Origin of the sequence: Psychrobacter sp. S4(2024), assembly GCF_036861305.1 — a bacterium.
GTDB lineage: Bacteria > Pseudomonadota > Gammaproteobacteria > Pseudomonadales > Moraxellaceae > Psychrobacter > Psychrobacter cryohalolentis.
This window is the reverse complement of sequence record NZ_JAZAQR010000002.1, coordinates 99623-120577: the sequence shown is the minus strand read 5'-3', so window position 1 is coordinate 120577 and position 20955 is coordinate 99623. Positions and strand designations below refer to the sequence as shown.

General features: G+C 43.3%; 14 protein-coding genes. 4 read left to right on the top strand and 10 right to left on the bottom strand.

What is annotated here, in order from left to right:
• Window positions 1-421: 421 nt before the first annotated feature.
• Window positions 422-3697 carry a DNA translocase FtsK gene (locus VLA57_RS05440; protein ID WP_333954514.1) on the top strand — a complete coding sequence of 1092 codons (3276 nt, stop codon included), beginning with the start codon at window positions 422-424 and terminating at the stop codon, window positions 3695-3697.
• A 288-nt stretch (window positions 3698-3985) separates the two neighbouring features.
• Window positions 3986-5479, top strand: a complete 1494-nt coding sequence (locus VLA57_RS05435) for an amidase (RefSeq protein ID WP_333954513.1) — start codon at window positions 3986-3988, stop codon at window positions 5477-5479.
• Window positions 5480-5521: 42 nt separating this feature from the next.
• On the opposite strand, the gene VLA57_RS05430 is transcribed toward VLA57_RS05435, so the two are convergent.
• From VLA57_RS05430 to dapC, 8 genes are all read right to left on the bottom strand, one after another.
• Entirely contained in the window at window positions 5522-6436 is a 915-nt protein-coding gene (locus VLA57_RS05430) for a DODA-type extradiol aromatic ring-opening family dioxygenase (protein WP_083759460.1), read from the bottom strand.
• A 92-nt stretch (window positions 6437-6528) separates the two neighbouring features.
• Window positions 6529-7017: a 23S rRNA (pseudouridine(1915)-N(3))-methyltransferase RlmH gene (gene rlmH / locus VLA57_RS05425; protein ID WP_133105465.1), complete on the bottom strand. Its 489-nt coding sequence runs from the start codon at window positions 7015-7017 to the stop codon at window positions 6529-6531.
• 246 nt (window positions 7018-7263) lie between these two features.
• A complete protein-coding gene (locus VLA57_RS05420; RefSeq protein WP_133105464.1) occupies window positions 7264-7806 on the bottom strand; it encodes a DUF421 domain-containing protein in 543 nt (180 codons plus the stop codon).
• Window positions 7807-7928: 122 nt separating this feature from the next.
• The gene (locus tag VLA57_RS05415; protein ID WP_133105463.1) at window positions 7929-8444 is read right to left on the bottom strand and encodes an ABZJ_00895 family protein; all 516 of its coding nucleotides are present in this window, start codon (window positions 8442-8444) and stop codon (window positions 7929-7931) included.
• A 39-nt stretch (window positions 8445-8483) separates the two neighbouring features.
• On the bottom strand, window positions 8484-10607 hold the full coding sequence (locus tag VLA57_RS05410) for a D-alanyl-D-alanine carboxypeptidase/D-alanyl-D-alanine-endopeptidase (protein WP_020442768.1): 2124 nt from the start codon (window positions 10605-10607) through the stop codon (window positions 8484-8486).
• A gap of 61 nt (window positions 10608-10668) precedes the next feature.
• On the bottom strand, window positions 10669-11280 hold the full coding sequence (locus VLA57_RS05405) for a 3'-5' exonuclease (protein ID WP_020442769.1): 612 nt from the start codon (window positions 11278-11280) through the stop codon (window positions 10669-10671).
• A gap of 26 nt (window positions 11281-11306) precedes the next feature.
• Complete coding sequence (locus tag VLA57_RS05400) at window positions 11307-13250, bottom strand: DUF294 nucleotidyltransferase-like domain-containing protein (RefSeq protein ID WP_333954510.1); 1944 nt, start codon at window positions 13248-13250, stop codon at window positions 11307-11309.
• A 320-nt stretch (window positions 13251-13570) separates the two neighbouring features.
• Window positions 13571-14803 (bottom strand): succinyldiaminopimelate transaminase, encoded by a 1233-nt coding sequence (gene dapC, locus VLA57_RS05395; protein WP_333954509.1) that lies wholly within the window; start codon window positions 14801-14803, stop codon window positions 13571-13573.
• Between the two features lie 294 nt (window positions 14804-15097).
• Here dapC and VLA57_RS05390 point away from each other — a divergent pair, with 294 nt between their 5' ends.
• Complete coding sequence (locus VLA57_RS05390) at window positions 15098-15766, top strand: hypothetical protein (protein WP_333954508.1); 669 nt, start codon at window positions 15098-15100, stop codon at window positions 15764-15766.
• A 9-nt stretch (window positions 15767-15775) separates the two neighbouring features.
• Here the strand turns inward: VLA57_RS05390 and glnD are convergent, their stop codons facing one another.
• Together glnD and map are read right to left on the bottom strand one after the other, a co-directional pair.
• Window positions 15776-18517: a [protein-PII] uridylyltransferase gene (gene glnD / locus VLA57_RS05385; RefSeq protein ID WP_333954507.1), complete on the bottom strand. Its 2742-nt coding sequence runs from the start codon at window positions 18515-18517 to the stop codon at window positions 15776-15778.
• A gap of 173 nt (window positions 18518-18690) precedes the next feature.
• Window positions 18691-19482, bottom strand: coding sequence for a type I methionyl aminopeptidase (map, locus tag VLA57_RS05380; RefSeq protein WP_413771532.1), 792 nt, complete (start codon window positions 19480-19482; stop codon window positions 18691-18693).
• A gap of 310 nt (window positions 19483-19792) precedes the next feature.
• Here map and VLA57_RS05375 point away from each other — a divergent pair, with 310 nt between their 5' ends.
• The gene (locus VLA57_RS05375) at window positions 19793-20848 is read left to right on the top strand and encodes an esterase/lipase family protein (RefSeq protein WP_020442775.1); all 1056 of its coding nucleotides are present in this window, start codon (window positions 19793-19795) and stop codon (window positions 20846-20848) included.
• The last annotated feature ends 107 nt before the right edge of the window (window positions 20849-20955 follow it).

Sequence of the window (20955 nt, the reverse complement as noted above, 5' to 3'; positions counted from 1 at the left end):
CTTCCTGTGCCTACGCAGACAGAGGCTATAAAAAATTTATACCAGCAGTAACGTAGAGCTTTAATATATTTTGGTTAGATGCTAATGCAAAAAGAACAGGCATCATTTTTCACTAGCTGCATTTTTGGCTAAATCACTACTGGATTGATTTTCTTATGCGCTTTATTGATAACACGGTCGCCATGGCAGCTATGTATTTGTTATTATAAGAAGTTGTATGCCGCGCACAAAACAAAAACAGCAATGCGGTCAATATTTTGCCGTAGTATTTTAGATAAAGTTTTTGTGTTATTACGCCACATCAGTCGTAACCTATTACAGCAGTTTCTATCAAGAATTTATGTCAGCATGATTAAGCTTAATCATGGTTTGACGACTATTGAGTATTCATGACGAGTATTAACAACAAGGCAGATCTTACGTGATATCAGCACCAATTATTGATTACTTAAAAAAGGGCATATTTACCCTACTGGGATTACTCCTCGCGGTTTATTTGTTTGTTATTTTGATGACTTATACCGGTAATGATCCTAGCTGGTCGCACATCAGTAGTGATATGACGACCATTAATAATATGGGCGGCGAGATGGGCGCATGGCTCTCAGATTTGCTGTATAGCTTCTTTGGTTTTGGTGCATGGTGGTTACTGGCGTTTCTGGTTTATGAGTCAGTACTGATTTGGTGGGATAATAAACCGACGTTTTGGTTATTACGCTTGGTTGCTTACGTGTTTTTAATATTGAGCAGTAGTGCATTATTTGCCCAACTGATCGCATTGGTACAGCAGGTAGCAGATCCAATATCATCAGGGCTCAAAGGAGTTGCGGGCGGTATTATTGGTCTTGAGCTACAAGCGAGGCTAGCACAGCTATTATCGCAGTGGGGGAGTGTGACGTTTTTGGCAGTGTTTGTCGCTATTACGACCACCTTTGCCTTTAATATTCATTGGATGAGTATTTACGAAAAAATTAAAACTTTGTCTTGGTTTGGGTCAGGTGTCAAAAACCTTGATAGCAGCCTTGATGCTAGTCAAATAACACAAGAAGACAATGCTAATAGTGCTGCCGATAAACAAGGTCGTGATATAGCAATAAGTGATACTAATACTCCAGAATATGAGCAATTGCCTCTTGAGTTGCAAGTGGATGAACAGGCTAAAAATAAACAGCAAGACAATAGAAGTGGTCGTTTTAATAGCGCATTGACAGACTTTTTATCGTCTTCAGGATTGGGTGCCAGTGTAAAAGCTTCTATGGCAGCCGCTGCGCAAGTCGCCAGTGAAAGTACCAAACGAGAAGAGCAGCTGCAAACTGCAGCCGCCACAACGATTAGCAATAGCGCTTTTAATCTGAATAAAACATCAGTACCTGCTATCAATGCTACGCCAATGCCTATCAGAAAGGTTGAGCCAAGTTTTGCATGGAACGATGCAAATACTGTCGCTGATTTATTAGCAAACCAGATAGAAAATGAGCAAGATACGATACCTTATGATGTCGTAAATGCTCCATATTCAGAGGCATCAGCTGCTGCTTCTGTTGACAGCTTAAGTATTGAAATTTCTTCTGCTAGCCCAGTTCTTGATATCACTCAAGAGGAGACTCAGCAACAAGCAGCACATTCGTTAAATGATTATGCACCGAACATGTCAACTACGCAGCTAGATACTCCTGAATCAACGCCTAGCGTCGATAGCTTAGTGGATGCGTGGTTGGCAGAACATGAGGCAGTGCCGGAAGCGACTGATTTTAGCCATGAACAAGAATTATCTGCCGTAGAGACATTAACAGAAACTGCAGCTGCACCTATTCAGCAGCAAACTACTCTCTCACCAAACGACACTACTGACGACGTTCCTAATAATGCTGCAAATGACTTGTTGAACGATTTGGAGTCTTTTTCTGATGCTGATGTAGAGAATACATCAGAAATAATAGATATGACACCGACCAATACCCCGCCTGCAAATCCAAAAGCAGAGAGTACGGCTACCATATCAAGTATCGAGTCAGCCACAGTAACTAAACCAACCATGAGTTTTGCAGTCCCAGAAGGTGATAGTAGCAATCATATTACGGATATGATGCCAGAAGACGACAATGTTTATGATAGCACTGACGCGATTGATGCTCCCATTATGCCTCATATTAGTGATGATATTGCATTCAGTCAAAAATCACGCTCAATGCAAACGGCTGCCTATCGTAGTAGTCTGTCGCCGATTCCAGAGATGTCGATCTTAGATAAGCCAGACCCCAATCGCCAGCCAAGTTATACGCTTGCTGAGCTTGAGCAGTTATCAGAGCTACTGGAAATCAAATTACAAGAGTTCAATGTCAAAGCAAACGTTGTCAATGCGATTCCAGGACCTGTCGTCACTCGCTTTGAAGTAGACCTAGCGCCTGGGATAAAAGCCAGTAAAGTCACAGGGATTTCACGCGATTTGGCACGCTCATTATCGATGGCATCTTTACGTGTGGTCGAGGTTATTCCTGGCAAGCCATACATTGGCATTGAAGTGCCCAACAAACAGCGCGAAATGGTACGCTTAATTGAACTATTGGATACCGAAAAATTTAAAGATCCTAAAGCGCAAATCAGTATGGCGATGGGTAAAGATATTGGCGGTAAAGCTATTATTACTGATCTTGCACGAGCGCCGCATATGTTGGTCGCTGGTACGACGGGTTCTGGTAAATCAGTCTTGGTCAACGCGATGTTACTATCGATGCTGCTCAAATATACGCCGAACGAGCTGCGAATGATTCTTATCGATCCTAAGCAGCTTGAACTTGCCAACTATAATGATATCCCGCATTTGCTGACCCCAGTCGTTACCGATATGACTGAGGCGGCAAGTGCCTTGTCATGGTGCGTCGCAGAGATGGAACGTCGTTATCAGCTTATGAGCTTGCTAAAGGTGCGTAAACTAAATGAGTTTAACAAAAAAGTGATCGCTGCTGAAAAATCAGGTAATCCAATGCTTGACCCATTATGGCGACCCAATGACAGCGTAAGTATTAGCCAAGCACCAAAGCTAAAAACCTTACCGATGATTGTCATCGTTGCCGACGAGTTTGCCGATATGATTATGCAGGTCGGTAAGCAGGCAGAAGAGTTAATTACACGCTTGGCGCAAAAATCTCGGGCAGCAGGGATTCATTTAATCCTTGCGACTCAGCGTCCTTCAGTTGATGTGATTACTGGTTTGATTAAAGCCAATATTCCGGTACGAGCAGCGTTACGAGTCAACTCAAAAGTCGATTCACGGACTATTTTGGATAGCGGCGGCGCCGAAGATATGCTTGGTAATGGCGATATGCTGTTCTTAGGGCCTGGGCAGATTGAACCTGATCGTGTCCATGGAGCTTATGTCAGCGATGAAGAAGTCAATAGCGTCTGTGATGCATGGCGTGAGCGCGGTGCGCCTGATTATATCGACAATATGGCAGGCAATTTTGAATTGTCTAGTCCTAGCGGTGGCAGTAGTGCTGCCAATGCCTCTGGTGAAGATGATGACCTGTACAACGAAGCCGTTGGTTTTATTATGGAGACTCGTAAAGTTTCCGCTTCTAGTATTCAGCGTAAATTTAGCATTGGCTATAACCGCGCCGCACGTATTGTTGACTCGATGGAAGAGGCGGGACTGGTCAGTTCAATGGGTAAGAGTGGTAAACGTGAGCTACTAATGTAGAGCTTATGTTTGACTGGATAGTAAAAAGACGATTTACGAAAGTAACTCGTCTTTTTTATTGAAGATATTAAAAAATTTTATGTATTAAAAAGTGTTAAGAGCATGATTGTCAGGCTATCAATCAATTGCCCATATCAAATATAATTCTAAATACCGTAAATGACTAATGAGTTTGTTTATTCATTATAAACAGTAAGGTTTTATACTAAACTGGATACTGTCTGTAAATCGGATACATATTAATCTTTTCAAAATTTTAATTTGATTATTCTCCAAGGAAGGTCGGTTATGTTTAAAGAATATACCCAATACGATGCATTAGCACTCGCGGCATTGGTCAATGCTGGGGAAGTCAGTGCCAAAGAGTTGCTGGATGCGGCAGTCTATCAAGCCAATCAGCTCAATCCTAAATTGAATGCTATCATTCATCGTTTTGACGAGCGCGCTTATGCTGCAGCGCAGGCGGGACTGCCAGCTGGTGTATTTAACGGTGTCCCTTATTTGTTAAAAGATTTGTCATTTAGCTTCACTGATGAGCCGATTACGATGGGCAGTCGTAGCGTCAATATCATATCAAAAAGCGATAGCGAAATCGTCAAGCGTATGAAAGCTACGGGTGTGAACACTTTTGGTAAGACCAATACCCCAGAATTTGGCTTGATTATCACCACTGAGCCAAAAGCACATGGCGTGACTCATAATCCTTTTAAAAAAGGCTATAGCTCTGGTGGCTCATCGGGTGGTAGTGCGGCGGCAGTGGCAAGCGGTATCGTACCGATGGCAGGTGCGGGTGATGGTGGCGGCTCGATACGCTTTCCTGCTGCATGGTGTGGCACGTTTGGACTCAAACCCAGTCGTGGACGTAACCCAATGGGACCGTTATTTGGTGAAGGCTGGGAAGGGGCAGTAGCCGATCATGTAATTACACGTAGCGTGCGTGATAGTGCCACGATGCTTGATGCGACTAGTGGTGCTGAGATTGGGGCGCCTTATGTCATAGCGCCGCCTAAAGGTACTTTCTTAGAAGCAGCAATGCGCGCGCCACGACAACTGACCATCGCCTTGCATCAACAGCCGTTGGTTGCTAATACTATGGTCGATAAAGAAGTACTGGTCGTATTAGAGCAGACCGCTAAGCAGCTAGAAGCCATGGGTCACCGCGTAATACCGGCTGAACCTAATATTAATATTGAACAATTCTGGCATAATTTTTTAGTCGTTGTTTGCGCGCATACTGCGTTTACTATTGATAATATTGAGCGTTGCTATGGTGCGCAGCATATACAAAATCTTGAACCGCAAACGTATAACATGGCGATGTTAGGACGTTCACTATCTGCTGTTGATTTGGCGCACGCCAAGCATGGCTGGCATGATAGCCAATATCAAACCGGTATTCTGCTAGAGACCTACGATATGATTTTGTGCCCAACCGTTCCAACACCGGCAGTAAAACATGGCGTGTTACCACCAAGTCGCATGGATGAAATGCTGATGCGCAGTGCTGGTTTGCTAAATAAAGGCATGAATATGGGCAAATACGCCTTTAGCTCAGGCATGATTGAAAAGTTAAGTTCGCCAGTGCTTGGGAAGATGGGTTTTACCTTATTGGGTAATATTACAGGCTTGCCAGCCATGTCGTTGCCTGTCGGTATGAGTAAAAAAGGTCTGCCGATCGGTATGCAATTGATTGGGCGTATGAATGATGAGACGACGTTATTGAGTGTAGCAGGCGAAATGGAGCGTGCAGGTTTATTTACTAAACTTGCTTTTGAAAAGTAGTGTGGTATACCCGCATATATCTGACGCTTTGATTGAGAGCCTTTAATCAAAGCGATAGATATCCATGCCTAAGCTATGATGCGCCATACTTTGATGCACGACTGAGACACGTTGACCGGCACCTAAAGCAAAAAATAGCGGCAGTAAATGCTCATCACTTGGGTGGATATCTTTATAGTCAGGATATTGCTGCCAGTCTAAGGCGCTTGGGATGTCGGTTTTGAGCTGTTGTAGCAGCCAAACTTTAAAATCTTTTGCGGTTTGATCAATACTGTCTGCTTGCCAGCGTAGCGCCTGCAAATTGTGAGTGATATTCCCTGAACCAATAATCAGAATTTGCTCATCACGCAGCCGTGCCAGTTGCGCGCCCAATTGATAGCAGGCGATACTGTCATAATACTGTGGCAAGGATACTTGTACGATAGGAATATCAGCCTGTGGATACAGGTGTAAAAGTGGCGCCCATACCCCATGATCACTGACACGTAAGGGATTGACCCTACAAACAATACCACGGGCACTCAGTTGCTGCGCCAAGGTCTCAGCAAGTGCTGGATGACCAGCAGCAGGATATTGCAGCTCATATAGCTCTGGAGTAAAACCTGAAAAATCATGCCACGTTTTTGGCTCAGGATTGCTGCTGATCTCAAGTTTCGCGGACTGCCAATGCGCGGACATAATGACGATGGCACGAGGTTTGGGTAAGTTTTGTCCTATACGAGCTAGCGCGCTCGTCGTAGCAGATTGCTCGATAGCCAGCGTCGGTGCACCATGCGATATAAACAGCGCTGGTAACTTAGGGCGCTTTGCCGCGCTCGATATGATAGGCGTATCTGTCCAAGCCGCCGCCGCTGTAATTGGCGTCGATATTAGTGGGCTATGCAAATCGTCGCGATTATCATCGCGTTGCGGATTGATACTTTGGGCATTGGGTGTTGCAGGTTTAGGATGTCTCATGTGGCATTTATTAGGGCGCGCGTCCATTTTTCAATCTGTTGTGTCACTGTGATTGATGATATTTTCCTACGTGATAGTTTTCTATTGCTACTTTAATTACCACGGTGATAAGGGTGGTTATGATTGATACTCATCGCGCGATATAGCTGCTCCATGAGGACAACGCGCACTAAAGGATGCGGTAGCGTAAGCGCCGATAACGACCATTTCACATCTGCTTTTGCCAATACCTCTGGTGACACACCATCGGTACCACCGATGACCAAGGCAATATCATCGCCTTGCTGCATACCATCAGACAATTTATCTGCCAAATTTTCGGTCGAAAGCATCTTACCCTTGACATCAAGTACCCACAATTGCTCACGTCCTGCTGTAGCATGAGCGGCTAAGATCGCCTGTCCTTCTTGCTCACGGTATTGAGCTAAATTGGCATCTGATGGATTCTTAGCACGTTTTGCCGCCGCAATTTCAACGACTTCGGTAGTGAGCATAGGCTGAATACGCTTATGATATTCATCGAAACCGGTTTGTACCCACTTAGGCATTTTATTACCTACGGTCAAAATTCTTACTTTCATAACAGCTACCATTTTAAGAAGTGGTTAAATAAATGTAATAAGAAAACCTGTTAAATACTAGATTCTTTACTCAAGACGTATTTGATAAATAATTATTCTGTATGATTTTAATGCTTTCAAAGCCCACTTACTTACTAATAGTCCAACAGCCACCTAAAAAGGATAAAGTAAGACAAAGAGAAGAGTCATGCTGCTCTATCCTTTTTAGAGCTGATCAAGTTTTTAGTAAAAATTTTATCAACTGTATTACATGAGCGGAGCAATCGTCTCTGATACTGTATCATCCGCTTCTTGATTATTGCTATAAGAAGGACTGGGCTTTGGAATAATAGTCAGTTTGGCATCGGACTCAAAAACCACCGCTTCAACCTCATCAAAATTGTGAATACCCTCAGAGCGCATGGCACATTCAATTTCTTGACGGGTCAGACGCTCATCACGCATGGCATCGGGCAAAAACTGACCTTGATAAAAGACAATACGCGGCTCAGATAAAATAAAGCTGCTAAATTGCGGTGAAATAGAGGCGTATTTGGTGACCAAAAACTGTAATAAATACAGTGAAAGAATAGCCGCCATACCTTCGATAATCGGAATGTCTTTGAGTAAAATCGTACTGGCACTTAATGACCCAATCATCACTGTGACAATCCAGTCAAAATTATTTAGCTGAGAGGTTGAGCGTTTGCCTGAAATTTTAGTAAACGTAACAATCAAAACGTAGACCACGACTGTGGTCAGAATAATACGCCCAAGCTTATCAACATTGTCAAAAAAAATCATTTCCATGGTCTTATCTCCTATTCATCAAAGTTCATCAGCGTAAATACAGCGTAACGGAATTTAGAGATGAATAGGGCAAAAACTTTGTAGTTGCTTGTTTATAATGTTCAATTGCTGGAAGTAAGCAATTAAGCGCCCTTGCGATTGGGATCAAGCAGGCGGTTAATTGCCCAAATGCTGATACGTGCACTCACCAAACTCAGCACCAATATCATGATCAATGCAGAAATTAGTGGTAAAGGCTGCTGCATGCTCATCTCAAGCAGTACTTCACGGCTGATGGAATCGAATAGAAATACCCATATCCCCAAAAAGTAAACCATAGTGAGTAGCCAAACTACGATCACGCCGCCAAACATTAAGCGGTTGATCTCGTCTCTATCTAGTGCACGCTGTTGGTGCTTGATAAACTTATGCACGGCAATATAAGCGCCCAAGACAATAGACAGCACAGTGACCAATTGCGCATTGAGAGCAAGCTTGGTTTGAATCATCATAAATACAGCGCTGGCAAGCATATAGCCAACGGCAAAAAACCCAATATAGAGCATCAATTTGGGTTGAGTGGCAGTTGTATTTAAGTGTGATCCTTTACGTCCTGATGGGATGATAGGTTTGCTAAGTGACGCGGGCTTACGTGACATAAAATGTCCTTTATAAAGTAAATAATTTGGCGTAAAAAATTAATGCTGCGCTGTCCAATCTAGCATGGCGTCAAGTACCGTTCTTGCTGTATAAGTATTTAGCGCTTGCTCATTATTGATCAGTCCCACTACCACATAATCCTGTCCTGATAAGCCTTTGACATAGCCTGCCATCGAAGTGACATTGTTTAAAGTGCCCGTTTTTATCCAAGCTCGACCAATGGCGTTTGATTCTGGTAAACGCTCGCTATGTGTCAAAATGGTGCCACTGACGCCAGCGATACCTAACGAGTTTACATAAGCATTAAAGCTTGGGTGAGCGTAAGCATAAGTCAGCAGCTCGCTTAGATTAGCAGCGCTGATGGTACAATCACGGCACAACCCTGAACCATTGGTCAGATGTGGCGGCGGCGTGCTTAGATGCGTTTGCCACCATTCGTTGATGGTTTGTAAGGCAGCAGGGTAGCTCGTTGTCGCAGGCTTACCAAATTGATATAAGCTGTGCTGACTATTAATAGCTTTATCGACGTTTTTATTAATGGTTGGATTAACGGTTTCATCTCTGGGTTTATGATAAGCGCCTATTGATAACGCTACTTGCTCAGTCATCACATTATTAGAGAAATGATTGATATCATAGATTTGCTGCGTTAAGTTTAAGGAAGGATAACTAACAATTGGTAAAGGCGATATTGGTAGAGCTGCCAAACCGCGCGCTGATATGGATTTCTTATTCTTATATGGTGTTTCTTGAGCGACAACGTTGCCCGTTAGCGTATTATCCAGTGCTTGCCATTTGGCTTTGATCACGCGAGCCGCAAAATCTTTGGCATCAGGATAAGCGACATAAAAAGCATGGTTGCCGCAGTTATCGGGTAGAGATGTATCAAAGGTCAGCTGAGTTACTTGCCACTGCGGCGCTAAACTATAACGTGCTTGACCACAGGCAGAGGGGCGTATATTTATCTTATTTGGCAACTTATAATCTGCCAGCTGCGGCGTATAAGTCAGCTGTGCTTGGGCATTATCTAATGGATAGCTTTGGATACCAATAGTACTGAAATTTACCAAAAAACCATCGGGACTGGCGTTATAAGGACGTAAAGGCGCGTTATCAAATGCCGCAGGATCTTTAGTGACATGGTTAAAAATAGTGCTATCTACAATGATATCGCCATCGATATGACGGATGCCTGCTGCTTTCACTTTATAGAGCAATTGCTGTAAGCGCTCATGGGTCATTTTTGGGTCGCCACTGCCTTGAATTATCAAATCACCAAGCAATGTATTACCAATGATAATACCAGTATGATAAACGCGCGTATGCCAGACAAAGTCAGCGCCTAAGATATCTAAGGCAATAAAGCTAGGAACGAGTTTCATCGTGCTGGCGGGCGTACGTGCTATGTCAGGCTGATGATTGAGTAATGGCGAAAACGATATTTTTATTGAGGTCTCACTGTCAGATTTTTTATTGTCGCTGTTATTATTATCTGCGCCATTAGCACTGATATTGTCGTTCTGATGGGAAGAATAATTAGCAGTGTTTAATACGTTTTCTGGCAGTAATGACGGAGTACTCATCAAGCTTTGATGGGTATAAGGATCATCGGTATAAGCGTGTAATTGTCTGTCGTGCTGTCTGATGGTTTGCTTTTCGATGGTTACTAACGCGCTTTGGTAATTGGCTAACGGCTTAGGGCTCGGCTTGTTTTGCACCAGTTTTTGCTTGCTGTTATTGGCATCAGTATTTATCTCGTCTGAGCTTGCAGGCTGCAATTGATTGACCGCCTTTTTACTATCGATAACCTGAACGACAGAGGGCAAGCGGCTGGCGTTTTTGTCTCCCACAGGTGTGATAACGATACTGATGTCTGCTGCGCTTAAATGGGCTCGCGCTAATGCGGTCTCAATCTCTTGCGGTAAGGCAGCGTGCAGCGGTAATGGCGCTAAAGTAGGAGCAACAACTAGTACCAATAAAGATAGACGTTGACCGATATTTTTCGGCGTTTGCAAATATTGGCTAATGGCTGTTGTGCGTATAGAAGAATTATGAGTTCTAAGTAGAGTTGGTTTTACTAAGGAGCGCATGAGCAGCCTATCATCAGGTGGCAAAAACAGGATATGGTAACATGAGTTGCTGTTTTCGCGTAGCTGTAGCATGTAGTTGTAAGCGTGCTTTTATCTTAAAGCCTTGTCTAAATAATGCATTTTAGCCATTATATTAGCGCATATGCAAAAATGCCATTGCCGTCATGATGGCATCATTATAAGCATCGTGGGTGCCAAGCTCAGGAATATTATAATGCGCCAAGATACTATTCAAATGCTGTGCTTGGCTTGAAAGCCCTTGGCTACGACCCATCATACGCCGGCTATAAAGGGGGCGGATATCGATAATCTCATTAGGCAAATGAGTACCCATATAATGCTTTACTAAAGGGTTTAAGAACCCGACGTCTATTTGCGGACAAAACCCCACAAGTGGCCGATTACCAATAAAGGGCAATAGTAACCCCAGCATCTCATCATAGCTCATCGCATGCTCAACATCGGCGGTGCGCAGTCCATGAATGACGATGGTATCGCCCTCAGGCATGACAGGCGGTCTGCAAAGCAGATGCAGCCCATTTCCTGTATCAATCTTATCGCCATTGATATGAATGGCAGCTACCGATAATAGGTGATGCTTCTTTGGATTAAGTCCGGTCATCTCACAATCAATTGCAACCCACTGCTCATCGACAGGTGCCGTAAACATTGATGCCAGTTCAGGTCGCTGTAATTGTTTTTTTTGCCAAGCAGTAGACAGCTGTTTTAGCCAGTTCATAGTCATTTATCTCCAAGGCTAACCGGTTTACCTTAACCTAATTCAAGCTGATAATGTCGGCTTAACTGGTCTTTAAAGCTTTTTACTACCGCCAAACACTCTTTTAATAAATCACGCTCAAGGGCAGACAAGGTCGTTGGATTGACTTCTTTTGCATGCTTATTGTCTGTCAATAAAGCAACCGATAGGCGCTGGGCCATAAAGAACTCTAGGGCTTCAAGCAAGGTATCCGCCCGCTCTTGGGTTAAGGCATGAGTCTGTACCAAAGCTTTCAGACGACCTTTGCTGCTAGGGTCGGTAAAGAGATCGTTTTCTAACGCCAAGGTACGGATACCATGTACCAATGGAAAGATACCCGCTTTTTTGAGGTCAATAGTATAATCGCCTGGTTTACCACCTAATAACGGTACTAGCTTTTGCCACCATTGATTGACATCGCCGAACTGTAGCGCTGCTCGTGCAAATTGGCGCACGAACATCAAGTCTGACTGCCTATGGGCCGTCTTTATATGTTCACGAACCTGCGTCAATAGCGTTTCATCACCGCAGACATACTCACCATCGAATATAGCGGATAAATAAATACTATGCATCGGGTCGGTGTTTTTAAACCATAGACTAATCTGCGCTTTAAACGCTTTTAATGGTTGCCGCCACATGGGATTATTCATCATGATATGACCATCACAGAGTGGATAGCCAAGTTCTGCTAAGTGCTGGTTAAAGGTATCGGCAAATTGTGCCAGCTTAGGGTGGTCATAACCATCACGCATGATGAGCGCATTGTCTTGATCGGTACGCATGATTTGCTCGCCGCGACCCTCTGAGCCCATGACGATAACACAGGTATTCTCCATTACTTCATCAGGAACGATGAGTTGCCAAAGTTTGGTAAATACTTGCGCGTTAAGGGTTTGTACCATGCGGCTGACGTTGCCCATTTTGATACCGTTTTGATGCTGAGCACGTATATAGCGCCCAATGAGTTCAACTGCGGTCGCCAAACTTGGCAAATCTGTGGCTTGGTTAATTTGAATACTAATCAGCTGAGAATGATGACCAATGTGAGCAAGCATATCGCCTTGTGCAAGCACACCGATGACTTTACCATTAGTATCTATCACTGGTAACCTGTGAATGCGATAGCGAGTCATGGTCAGTAACGCATCACCAATCTCATTATCAGCGTTAATGGTTCGCAGATTAAAACTTGCATAGTTTTGACAAGGCGTTGTAGTAGTGTTCTGTTGGTCGCTGACGGCGCGGCAGATATCATTATCGCTGAGGATACCCAAGGTACGATCGGAGCTATTTTTATCTTGTAAATGTCCTGATGGGCGTATCAAAACATGCTTCAATCCAGCCTCAGTCATGGTACGTGCTGCTTGATATAGACTATCGTCTGCGTCAACGATATGGACTGGTAATAAAGTGATATCAATCACCGGCTGTAGCATGATTTGCTGTACTTCCTGAGGGTCGTCATAGCTGGCAGCGTCAAGTTTTTTTCCACCATGCCTCAGCTGTAAAGCTTTTAAACGCTCTGGCAGATTTTCTGACAATAATTGGCGTACGAAATGGTTTTGGGCACCGATTTTATCAATGGTTATCCCATTTACTTGCAGCAATAAAGTATCTTCGACAGCGCGAAACTGATAAGCAGCCGGCTGCGAATCAATGTTTTTATCTTCTTGCAGCCCATCTTCTATGAGCGACTCTGGTGAGCGTCTGCTATCAAACCAATCGTTACTATTAAGATGGGCAGTATGGTTGTTGCCCAAATAAGAGGCGACAAAATCACCATCTAACAGCTGCTCGACATGACCTTTAAGCACCACATAAAAGTACTGCAAATCATCCGCTAGTAACATCTCATCTTTGGCAAGATAACGCACTTGGGTATTTTTTTTGATACTTTGGCGTTCAGCGGCACTTAATACATCAAATGGTGGTTGGGTAAAATCAAGATGGGGCATGGCATCATCCTTGATGGCATAAGCAATAAGAGGGATGTAAGTATGATAAATACAGTCAGGGAAAAGTAATATCGATACATCAAGTACTGCTGATATTTTTCTTGCTTGCTGTGCCTACGCAGACAGAGGCTGCAAAAAATTTATACCAGCAACACTGTAGCGTTTTTGAGATATTTTGACTATATATCATCAAATGGCGGTGCTGTATGATTCGGCTATAAGACTTACTATAGCATCATCTAACAGAAAACCGCCAATAACCATAATTATATTGTGGTTATTGGCGGTTTGTTAAGCTTAATGCGTTTTAAATAGCGATTTTAAGCACCCAGTAATTGACGAATGCGCTTGATTGCCTCGCGACTTTCCTCGACGCTTGCCACTAAAGCAATACGCACATAGCCTTGCCCCGGATTTTCACCATTGACCTCGCGTGATAGGTAACGTCCGGCAAGCGCGTGAATATTGGCATTCTCATAGAGTGCTTTGACAAATAATTCATCATCACCACCGAATTGCACAGGCGCTTTTATCCAAAAGTAAAATCCTGCCTCAGGCATACGTAAATCCAGTAATTCTCCAAGCTCCGACATCCAGAGTGCAAACTTTTCTTGATACAGCGCTCGATTGTGTGCCACATGCTTCTCATCTTCCCAAGCGGCGATCGACGCCAGCTGATGAGGTATCGGCATCGCGCAGCCTTGATAAGTGCGGTATTGCAGATAAGAATCTAAAATAGTGGCATCACCAGCTACAAAGCCTGAGCGCAAACCGGGTAGGTTTGAGCGCTTCGATAAAGAGTGAAACACCAGACAATTTTTGAAATCGTGTCGACCAAGGGCCGCGCAGGCTTGCAGCAAGCCTATTGGCGCTTTATCAAAATACAGCTCGCTATAACACTCGTCGCTGGCAATGATAAAGCCATATTGGTCTGATAGGCGCAACACTTGCTCCCAATCGTCCATCGTCATGACCGAGCCAGTTGGGTTATTTGGGCTACAGACAAATAACAACTGCGTACGCGTCCAGATATCTTTTGGCACACTACGAAAATCCCCTTTAAAGCTATTGTCTGAGGTGCAAGGGATAAAATAAGGCGTTGCTTGCGCTAATATCGCCGCCCCTTCATATATCTGATAAAAGGGATTGGGCATAACTACTATAGGCGTAGGCGATTGGTTGAGCATTGCCGTCTGACTAACAGTCTCTGGCTCGTGATTAATCACTGCCTGCACGATACTAAATATTGCCTCACGTGTGCCCATTACTGGCAATACTTGCGTATTAGGGTTGAGGTGATTTAAGAAAAAGCGCTTCTCAAGCCAATGAGCAATGGTTTGACGCAGCTCAAACAGCCCATTTGTGGTCGGATAATGACTTATTTTGTCCAAGTTTTCGCGTAGTACGTCCAGAACAAAGGCTGGCGGCGCGTGTTTTGGCTCACCAATACCCAGTTTGATTTCATCATAGCTATGGGCTGGAGTACTATCAGCCAGTAAAGTGGCCATCTTAGCGAATGGATAAGGGTGTAGGGACGTCAAGTTGTGATTCATAGGCAGGCTAACTATAATAGACAGTTAATAATAAAGTTATAAAGAAAAATTACATTTAAGCAGTGTAGCACTTCTCTTATTTTTTGTCTTTTTCTTCTTATATTTCCTTATAGTGCTTTGTAATGACTTGGCTAGAGGATATTTAAGCATTGTTATTTTAACTATATGGCTGTGTAAATAGGTAATCATGTGGCCATATCGTAACGCGTTATTATAAAAGCGACATGGTGTATGTATCATTAAGTAAAGATAAATGTTGGTTTTTCTGACAGCATATTTTAGGAATAATTTGATATGTCTAGTATGTTAAAAACGGACAGTCTCGATGCTAAGGATATCAATGAAAAATACTTTGATACTCATGAAAGTCTTGACGTTTATAAGCAGTTAAAGCAGCGTGAACAGACTTGGTGGAAATCACGCCAGCAGTTGACATTATTACAAGAACGTCAAATGTTTTGGTTTGGCGATAACAGTTTTATGATGTGGCTGCTGTGGCAATTGGTCAGCTATATAGTGGTTGCCATGGTACTCATGCTGCTTAGTAAGTTGCTAGATATATCGTTACCTCTGTGGCAATACATCGCTTTATTTGTCATACAAACCTTAATTTTTATTGTGATGCTGAGTTTTAAAGACAGATTTGCTAGGCAGTTGCAATATAAGATTAATCAAGCCGATTTGTCACGTGAAGAGACGCTTAATGAGATGACTATCTTGGCTTCCGATAGCTTGTATCGCGATGTTCATGCCAAAGCACCTATTACTTTGAAGCAAATCTACCGATATTATAATGCAGAATTTCATTTGGCAAGCTTGCACCGCCTCCTACAAAAGGAGGTCGATGCGGGACGCTTGATGTATGGCGAGCAAAAGGTAGAAGCAGATATACTGCCTCTAGAGCTTGCCGATGATGCCCTGAAGGAATATGCTCGTGACATCATCTATAAAAGCTTGATATAAAAAGGCAAGTTAAATAGCGTCATTACGGAGACTAAGACTGTCTATCAGTGCCATTTTTAACGTCTTAAGTTTATCAGCGCTCAGTGCTTGATCGTTTTGATCGCTGATATAAAACATATCTTCTGCACGCTCGCCAAGCGTAGTAATACGTGCGGCATGTACTTCAATCTGCTGCTGCAAAAATACTTGTCCAACACGCGCAAGCAAACCTGGCTGATCAAGGGTCTCTAAGCTCATAATATGCTGACTTGAGGCCTCATTAAACTCAAAGTTAATCGTCGTTGCTACATCGAAATGTTTAAGCTGGCGTGGAATCCGTTTGTGCGTCAGTTTGGGCGCAGTCGGATTTTTAAAGGCATCAATCAGTCGCTGCTTAAGCTCTTGTTGGCTGTCGCTATCAACCAGTAAAGTACCGCTACGGTCGAGTAGTACATAAGAGTCTAAGGCAAAATCACGGGTCGCTGTGATAATACGGGCATCCAATACATCAAGATTCATCTGATCGAATACGGCCATAGTAACCGCAAACAAATTGACCTGATCTTGGGTATAAACAAAAACCTGTACTGCATCAAGCGCTAGCTCTCGATGCTCACGTAGAACGACTAATGGCGGACTATCAGCATTTGACGCTCGACCTATAGGCGGATGATTCAAAATCGCTTCAGTATGCCATAAGATATCTTCTGCAATTTCACGCAAAAAATACTCATCGCCCAAATCATCCCACAATCTCAACACCTCATCGCGATTCATATGCTGATTGTCGACGTTATCTAGCATTATCAGTGCTTGCTTGCGTGTGGCACTAATCATATCTTGACGATTGGTTGGGGCATCAATATCCGCCCGCAAAATACGGCGCGTTTGCGAATATAGCTGCTTCATAAGGGTCGCACGCCAGCTGTTCCAAAGTTGTGGATTAGTGGCGTTCATATCCGCGACGGTTAAGACATACAGATGGTTTAGATGGGTAACGTTACCCACCAAATCTGCAAATAGTGTCACAACCTCTGGGTCTGAGATATCTTTTTTCTGAGCTGTCATTGACATCAGCAGATGATAACGGGTCAACCAGCCAACCAGATTGGCGTCGGCAGTACTCATACCATGAGCCAAACAAAACTCAATCGACTCGATTTCGCCAAGTTGACTATGATTGCCGCCACGACCTTTGGCAATATCATGAAACATCGCCGCTAATACCAAAATCTCTTTGCGCTCAATGCGCTGAAAGATGGAGCTCACGAGCGGAAAATCTTCATAAAAATGCGGATCCGTAAAACGGTGCAGAATACGAATCAAAAATAAGGTATGGGCATCGACCGTATAACGATGGAACAAGTCATACTGCATCAAACCAGTAACTTGAGCAAAGGCGGGGATATAGTTGCCAAGCACGCCATAGCGATTCATGGTACGCAGACGATGAAAGAGATAATTCTGCTCTTTTAAATTGGCTAGAAACAAGGTTTGATGCGTAGGATTGTCGCGATAAGCCTGATCAATACCACGCGCTGCAATTTTTAGCGCGCGCAAAGTATGGGTACGGACATTCTTGATGCCATACTGACCCATAAGTAAAAACATCTCTAAAATCGACTCGGGATGCTGCGCAAATACTCTGTGATGCGCCATTGCGATTTGGTCGCCGACTTGGTTAAAGCGGGCATTAATAGGCTGTTTTTTTGGGCGTTCTTCATCAGGCAACTGTGCCTCGATAATGGTTTCGTAATAGTGATTGGTTAGCATTTCAGACAATGTTGATATTTGCATCGCACAGCGGTAATAATCGCGCATAAAGCGCTCTACCGCAGCATTTGGTTGATCATCTGTCTGGGTATCATAGCCCATCAGTTGAGCAATCTCACGCTGATAATCGAATAACAGCTTGTTTTCATTGCGACCAGTCAGTTCGTGCAGGTAGTGCCGTATCTGCCATAAATAGTTTTCTGAAAAGCTTAATTCATCGAATTCCTTTTCAGTCAAAAAGTTCTGTTGTACCAGATCATAGAGCTTACTGACCCGAAAATAGCGTTTGGTCACCCAGCCAATAATATGGATATCGCGCAGACCACCAGGAGCGGTTTTTATATTGGGCTCAAGATTATATTCTGTGGCATTGTGCTGTAAATAACGTGCTTTTGCCTCATCGATTTTTACATCATAAAACGAGCGCGGGGACCATTGATTGTTTACTATTTGGTGCGGGACATTTTGCAAGGCGTCATTGCCTATTAATAGGCGAGCCTCTAATAATGCACTGGCAATAGTATGGTCAAGCGCCGCCTCCAAGCAGTCACTGACGCTGCGTACTGATAACGCAGGCTCAAGTCCAATGTCCCATAAGAGTGCCACCAAGTTATCAATTTTACTACTGGTATCAGCGTCAATATCATGTGGCATCAGTAGCAAAATATCGATATCTGAATGTAGCGATAACTCACCGCGACCATAGCCACCAGTTGCAAACAGTGCCAAATCCGTCTTATCAAGCCCAAAGCATTTAAATAATTCGATCAATAAATCATCAATCACGCAAGCACGCGCGCTAACCAGTTGCCGGATATTGACGCCACGTTCGAGTGCGCGGCTGATATCGTCATTTATTTGAAGCAACCATTCAGGAATACCAAATAGCGATTTTTCTACCACGCTCGTGTCTGTTGATAAAGAGGCAGTTGTCATATTGTCTGCTGAAAACAAAGGCATCGGTGTCAAATCAATAGCGGTGACATCACAATTAAACATGAGATTTATCCAGTTAAAAGTTTGAAGTCTAGTTCAGTAAATAAGGATCGCTAAAAATAAAAAGCGATCAATAAGATGGAGAAAGTATAAAGATAAAAAACCATCAAGAATAGTGGGGGACAACCATTAATAATAGACGAAAAAAAAGACCGCCTAAGCGATCTTTTATTGTATTACTGAGTCAAGAAACTCAAATCTTCTTCAGGGCGCGTGGTGAATACTTCACAGCCATTATCCGTTACGACCATGGTATGCTCCCACTGGGCGGATAGCTTGCGATCTTTAGTGATAGCAGTCCATTCATCCGGTAAAATCTTAGTCTGCCATTTGCCTTCGTTAATCATAGGCTCGATGGTAAAAGTCATGCCAGTTTTTAGCTCAAAGCCCGTACCTTTTTGGCCATAGTGCATGACTTGTGGCTCATGGTGGAACTCATTACTGATACCGTGACCACAGAACTCACGCACGATACTAAAACGCTCAGGCTCAACCACTGCTTGGATAGCCGCACCAACGTCGCCCAAACGCGCGCCGTTTTTGACCACGCTCATGCCAGCATATAGGGCGTCTTGTGCTACTTTGCAGATACGCTGCGCCATGATAGAGCCATTGCCGACGATCCACATTTTTGAGGTATCACCATAATAGCCATCTTTAATCACGGTCACATCGATATTGATGATGTCGCCGTCTTTTAGCAATTTATTTTCGGATGGAATACCATGACAAACCACGTGGTTAATCGAGGTGCAGATAGATTTTGGAAAACCATTGTAGTTAAGCGGTGCAGGAATAGCTTGTTGCACATTAACGATATAATCATGGGCAATTTGGTTCAGTGCTTCAGTACTGATGCCCACTCTGACATGCTCATCAAGCAACACAAGGACATCGCTGGCAAGTTTACCAGCCACGCGCATTTTTTCTATGGCTTCAGGAGATTGGATAAGAGATTTTTTAGTCATCATCGTCGTACTTATAGTTATAGAATTTAGGTCATCAATTATAGCATAAACGCACAAGTTGCTGCTTGAATGCAAGTTATTGAATATTTCAATCATATCGATATTGACTGACTTTATATACATAAAAATGACTATAGAGTCATCATAATAGGCGTGTGAATGTCAAAAACCAGTTGAATGTTACAGAATATATAAGTATTGTAATTTTGTTTGCTAAATGATTTAGTAGCCCTCTATACCGCTTTGTGCAGGATGCAACAAACAAGGCATATAAAGATAGAATCACGTTTACGATAACAAGGATGTTGTTATGTTTATAAAACCCTCTCTCCGCGCTGTGCTAACACCAAGTGTAGCTCTACCGTCATTAGGTGCCATTGCCACCGGTATGCTTTTGATGACTATGCAAACCACCTCTGCTCAAGCATCTGGTCAATATTACAACTGTGCAAATGCTGACGGCTGCCAGCTCGTGAGTAGTCAGTACTTCACCTCAGATTATACCAAAACCAAATATCCAATAGTACTAGCCCATGGTATGGGAGGCTTTACTAAGATGTTCGGCTTGGTCGATTATTTTTATGGTATTCCTGAAACACTCATGAGCGGTGGCAGTCAAGTGTACACCACAAAAAGCTCTTCTTTTAATAATAGCGAAATTCGCGGCGAGCAGCTTTTACAGAAAGTAAAAACCATCAGTGCCATTTCAGGCAGCCCAAAAGTGAATTTATTGGGTCACAGTCAAGGCGGTATTGATGTTCGTTATGTCGCTGGCGTGGCACCAAAGTATGTCGCTTCTGTCACTGCTATTTCCAGTCCAGAACAAGGCTCAAAAACGGCAGATGCAGTGATGCAAACGCTTTCTGAGGATAGTTTGGTGACACAAGCGGTATCTGTTTTCTTACAGCTATTCGGTGGCGTTACGGATATTGGCTCAGGTACGAGCCCAACAGAACTTAATAAACAAGAAGCTTGGAATACAGCTGTCGCGTTATCAACTGATGGTGCTGCCAAGTTTAATGCTAAATTTCCTGCGGCGATGCCGACCAGCTATTGTGGTCAACCTACAAATACTGAAGTTAATGGTATCAAGTATTACTCATTTAGTGGCGTTGGGCAAATAACCAATGGTATTGATCCTAGTGATTATTTGCTCGCACTCACAGGGACAACCTTTGACAATGATCCCAACGATGGCTTGGTATCTGCCTGCTCAAGCCGACTGGGTTATGTGATTCGAGACGACTATAGTATGAACCACTTAGATTCAGCCAATCAAATTCTTGCCTTAACAGCGTGGGGACAGCCTGATCCAGAAACTTTGTATCGTGATCACGTCAATCGTCTGAAAAAAGCCAATTTATAACGTTCATATATGAGTTAGCAGATTTATAGCTTTTAGAGAGAAGAGAAAGGGTCAATACTGAAATGACCCTTTTTCTTTATTCGTTTTTATCTATAGTCAGTGAAAAG

Bases quoted from the DNA above. Each gene is read 5' to 3' on its own strand.
- VLA57_RS05435 (WP_333954513.1), top strand. From the start codon at position 3,986: ATGTTTAAAGAATATACCCAATACGATGCATTAGCACTCGCGGCATTG.
- VLA57_RS05430 (WP_083759460.1), bottom strand. From the start codon at position 6,436: ATGAGACATCCTAAACCTGCAACACCCAATGCCCAAAGTATCAATCCG.
- rlmH (WP_133105465.1), bottom strand. From the start codon at position 7,017: ATGAAAGTAAGAATTTTGACCGTAGGTAATAAAATGCCTAAGTGGGTA.
- VLA57_RS05420 (WP_133105464.1), bottom strand. From the start codon at position 7,806: ATGGAAATGATTTTTTTTGACAATGTTGATAAGCTTGGGCGTATTATT.
- VLA57_RS05415 (WP_133105463.1), bottom strand. From the start codon at position 8,444: ATGTCACGTAAGCCCGCGTCACTTAGCAAACCTATCATCCCATCAGGA.
- VLA57_RS05410 (WP_020442768.1), bottom strand. From the start codon at position 10,607: ATGCTACAGCTACGCGAAAACAGCAACTCATGTTACCATATCCTGTTT.
- VLA57_RS05405 (WP_020442769.1), bottom strand. From the start codon at position 11,280: ATGACTATGAACTGGCTAAAACAGCTGTCTACTGCTTGGCAAAAAAAA.
- VLA57_RS05400 (WP_333954510.1), bottom strand. From the start codon at position 13,250: ATGCCCCATCTTGATTTTACCCAACCACCATTTGATGTATTAAGTGCC.
- dapC (WP_333954509.1), bottom strand. From the start codon at position 14,803: ATGAATCACAACTTGACGTCCCTACACCCTTATCCATTCGCTAAGATG.
- VLA57_RS05390 (WP_333954508.1), top strand. From the start codon at position 15,098: ATGTCTAGTATGTTAAAAACGGACAGTCTCGATGCTAAGGATATCAAT.
- glnD (WP_333954507.1), bottom strand. From the start codon at position 18,517: ATGTTTAATTGTGATGTCACCGCTATTGATTTGACACCGATGCCTTTG.
- map (WP_413771532.1), bottom strand. From the start codon at position 19,482: ATGACTAAAAAATCTCTTATCCAATCTCCTGAAGCCATAGAAAAAATG.
- VLA57_RS05375 (WP_020442775.1), top strand. From the start codon at position 19,793: ATGTTTATAAAACCCTCTCTCCGCGCTGTGCTAACACCAAGTGTAGCT.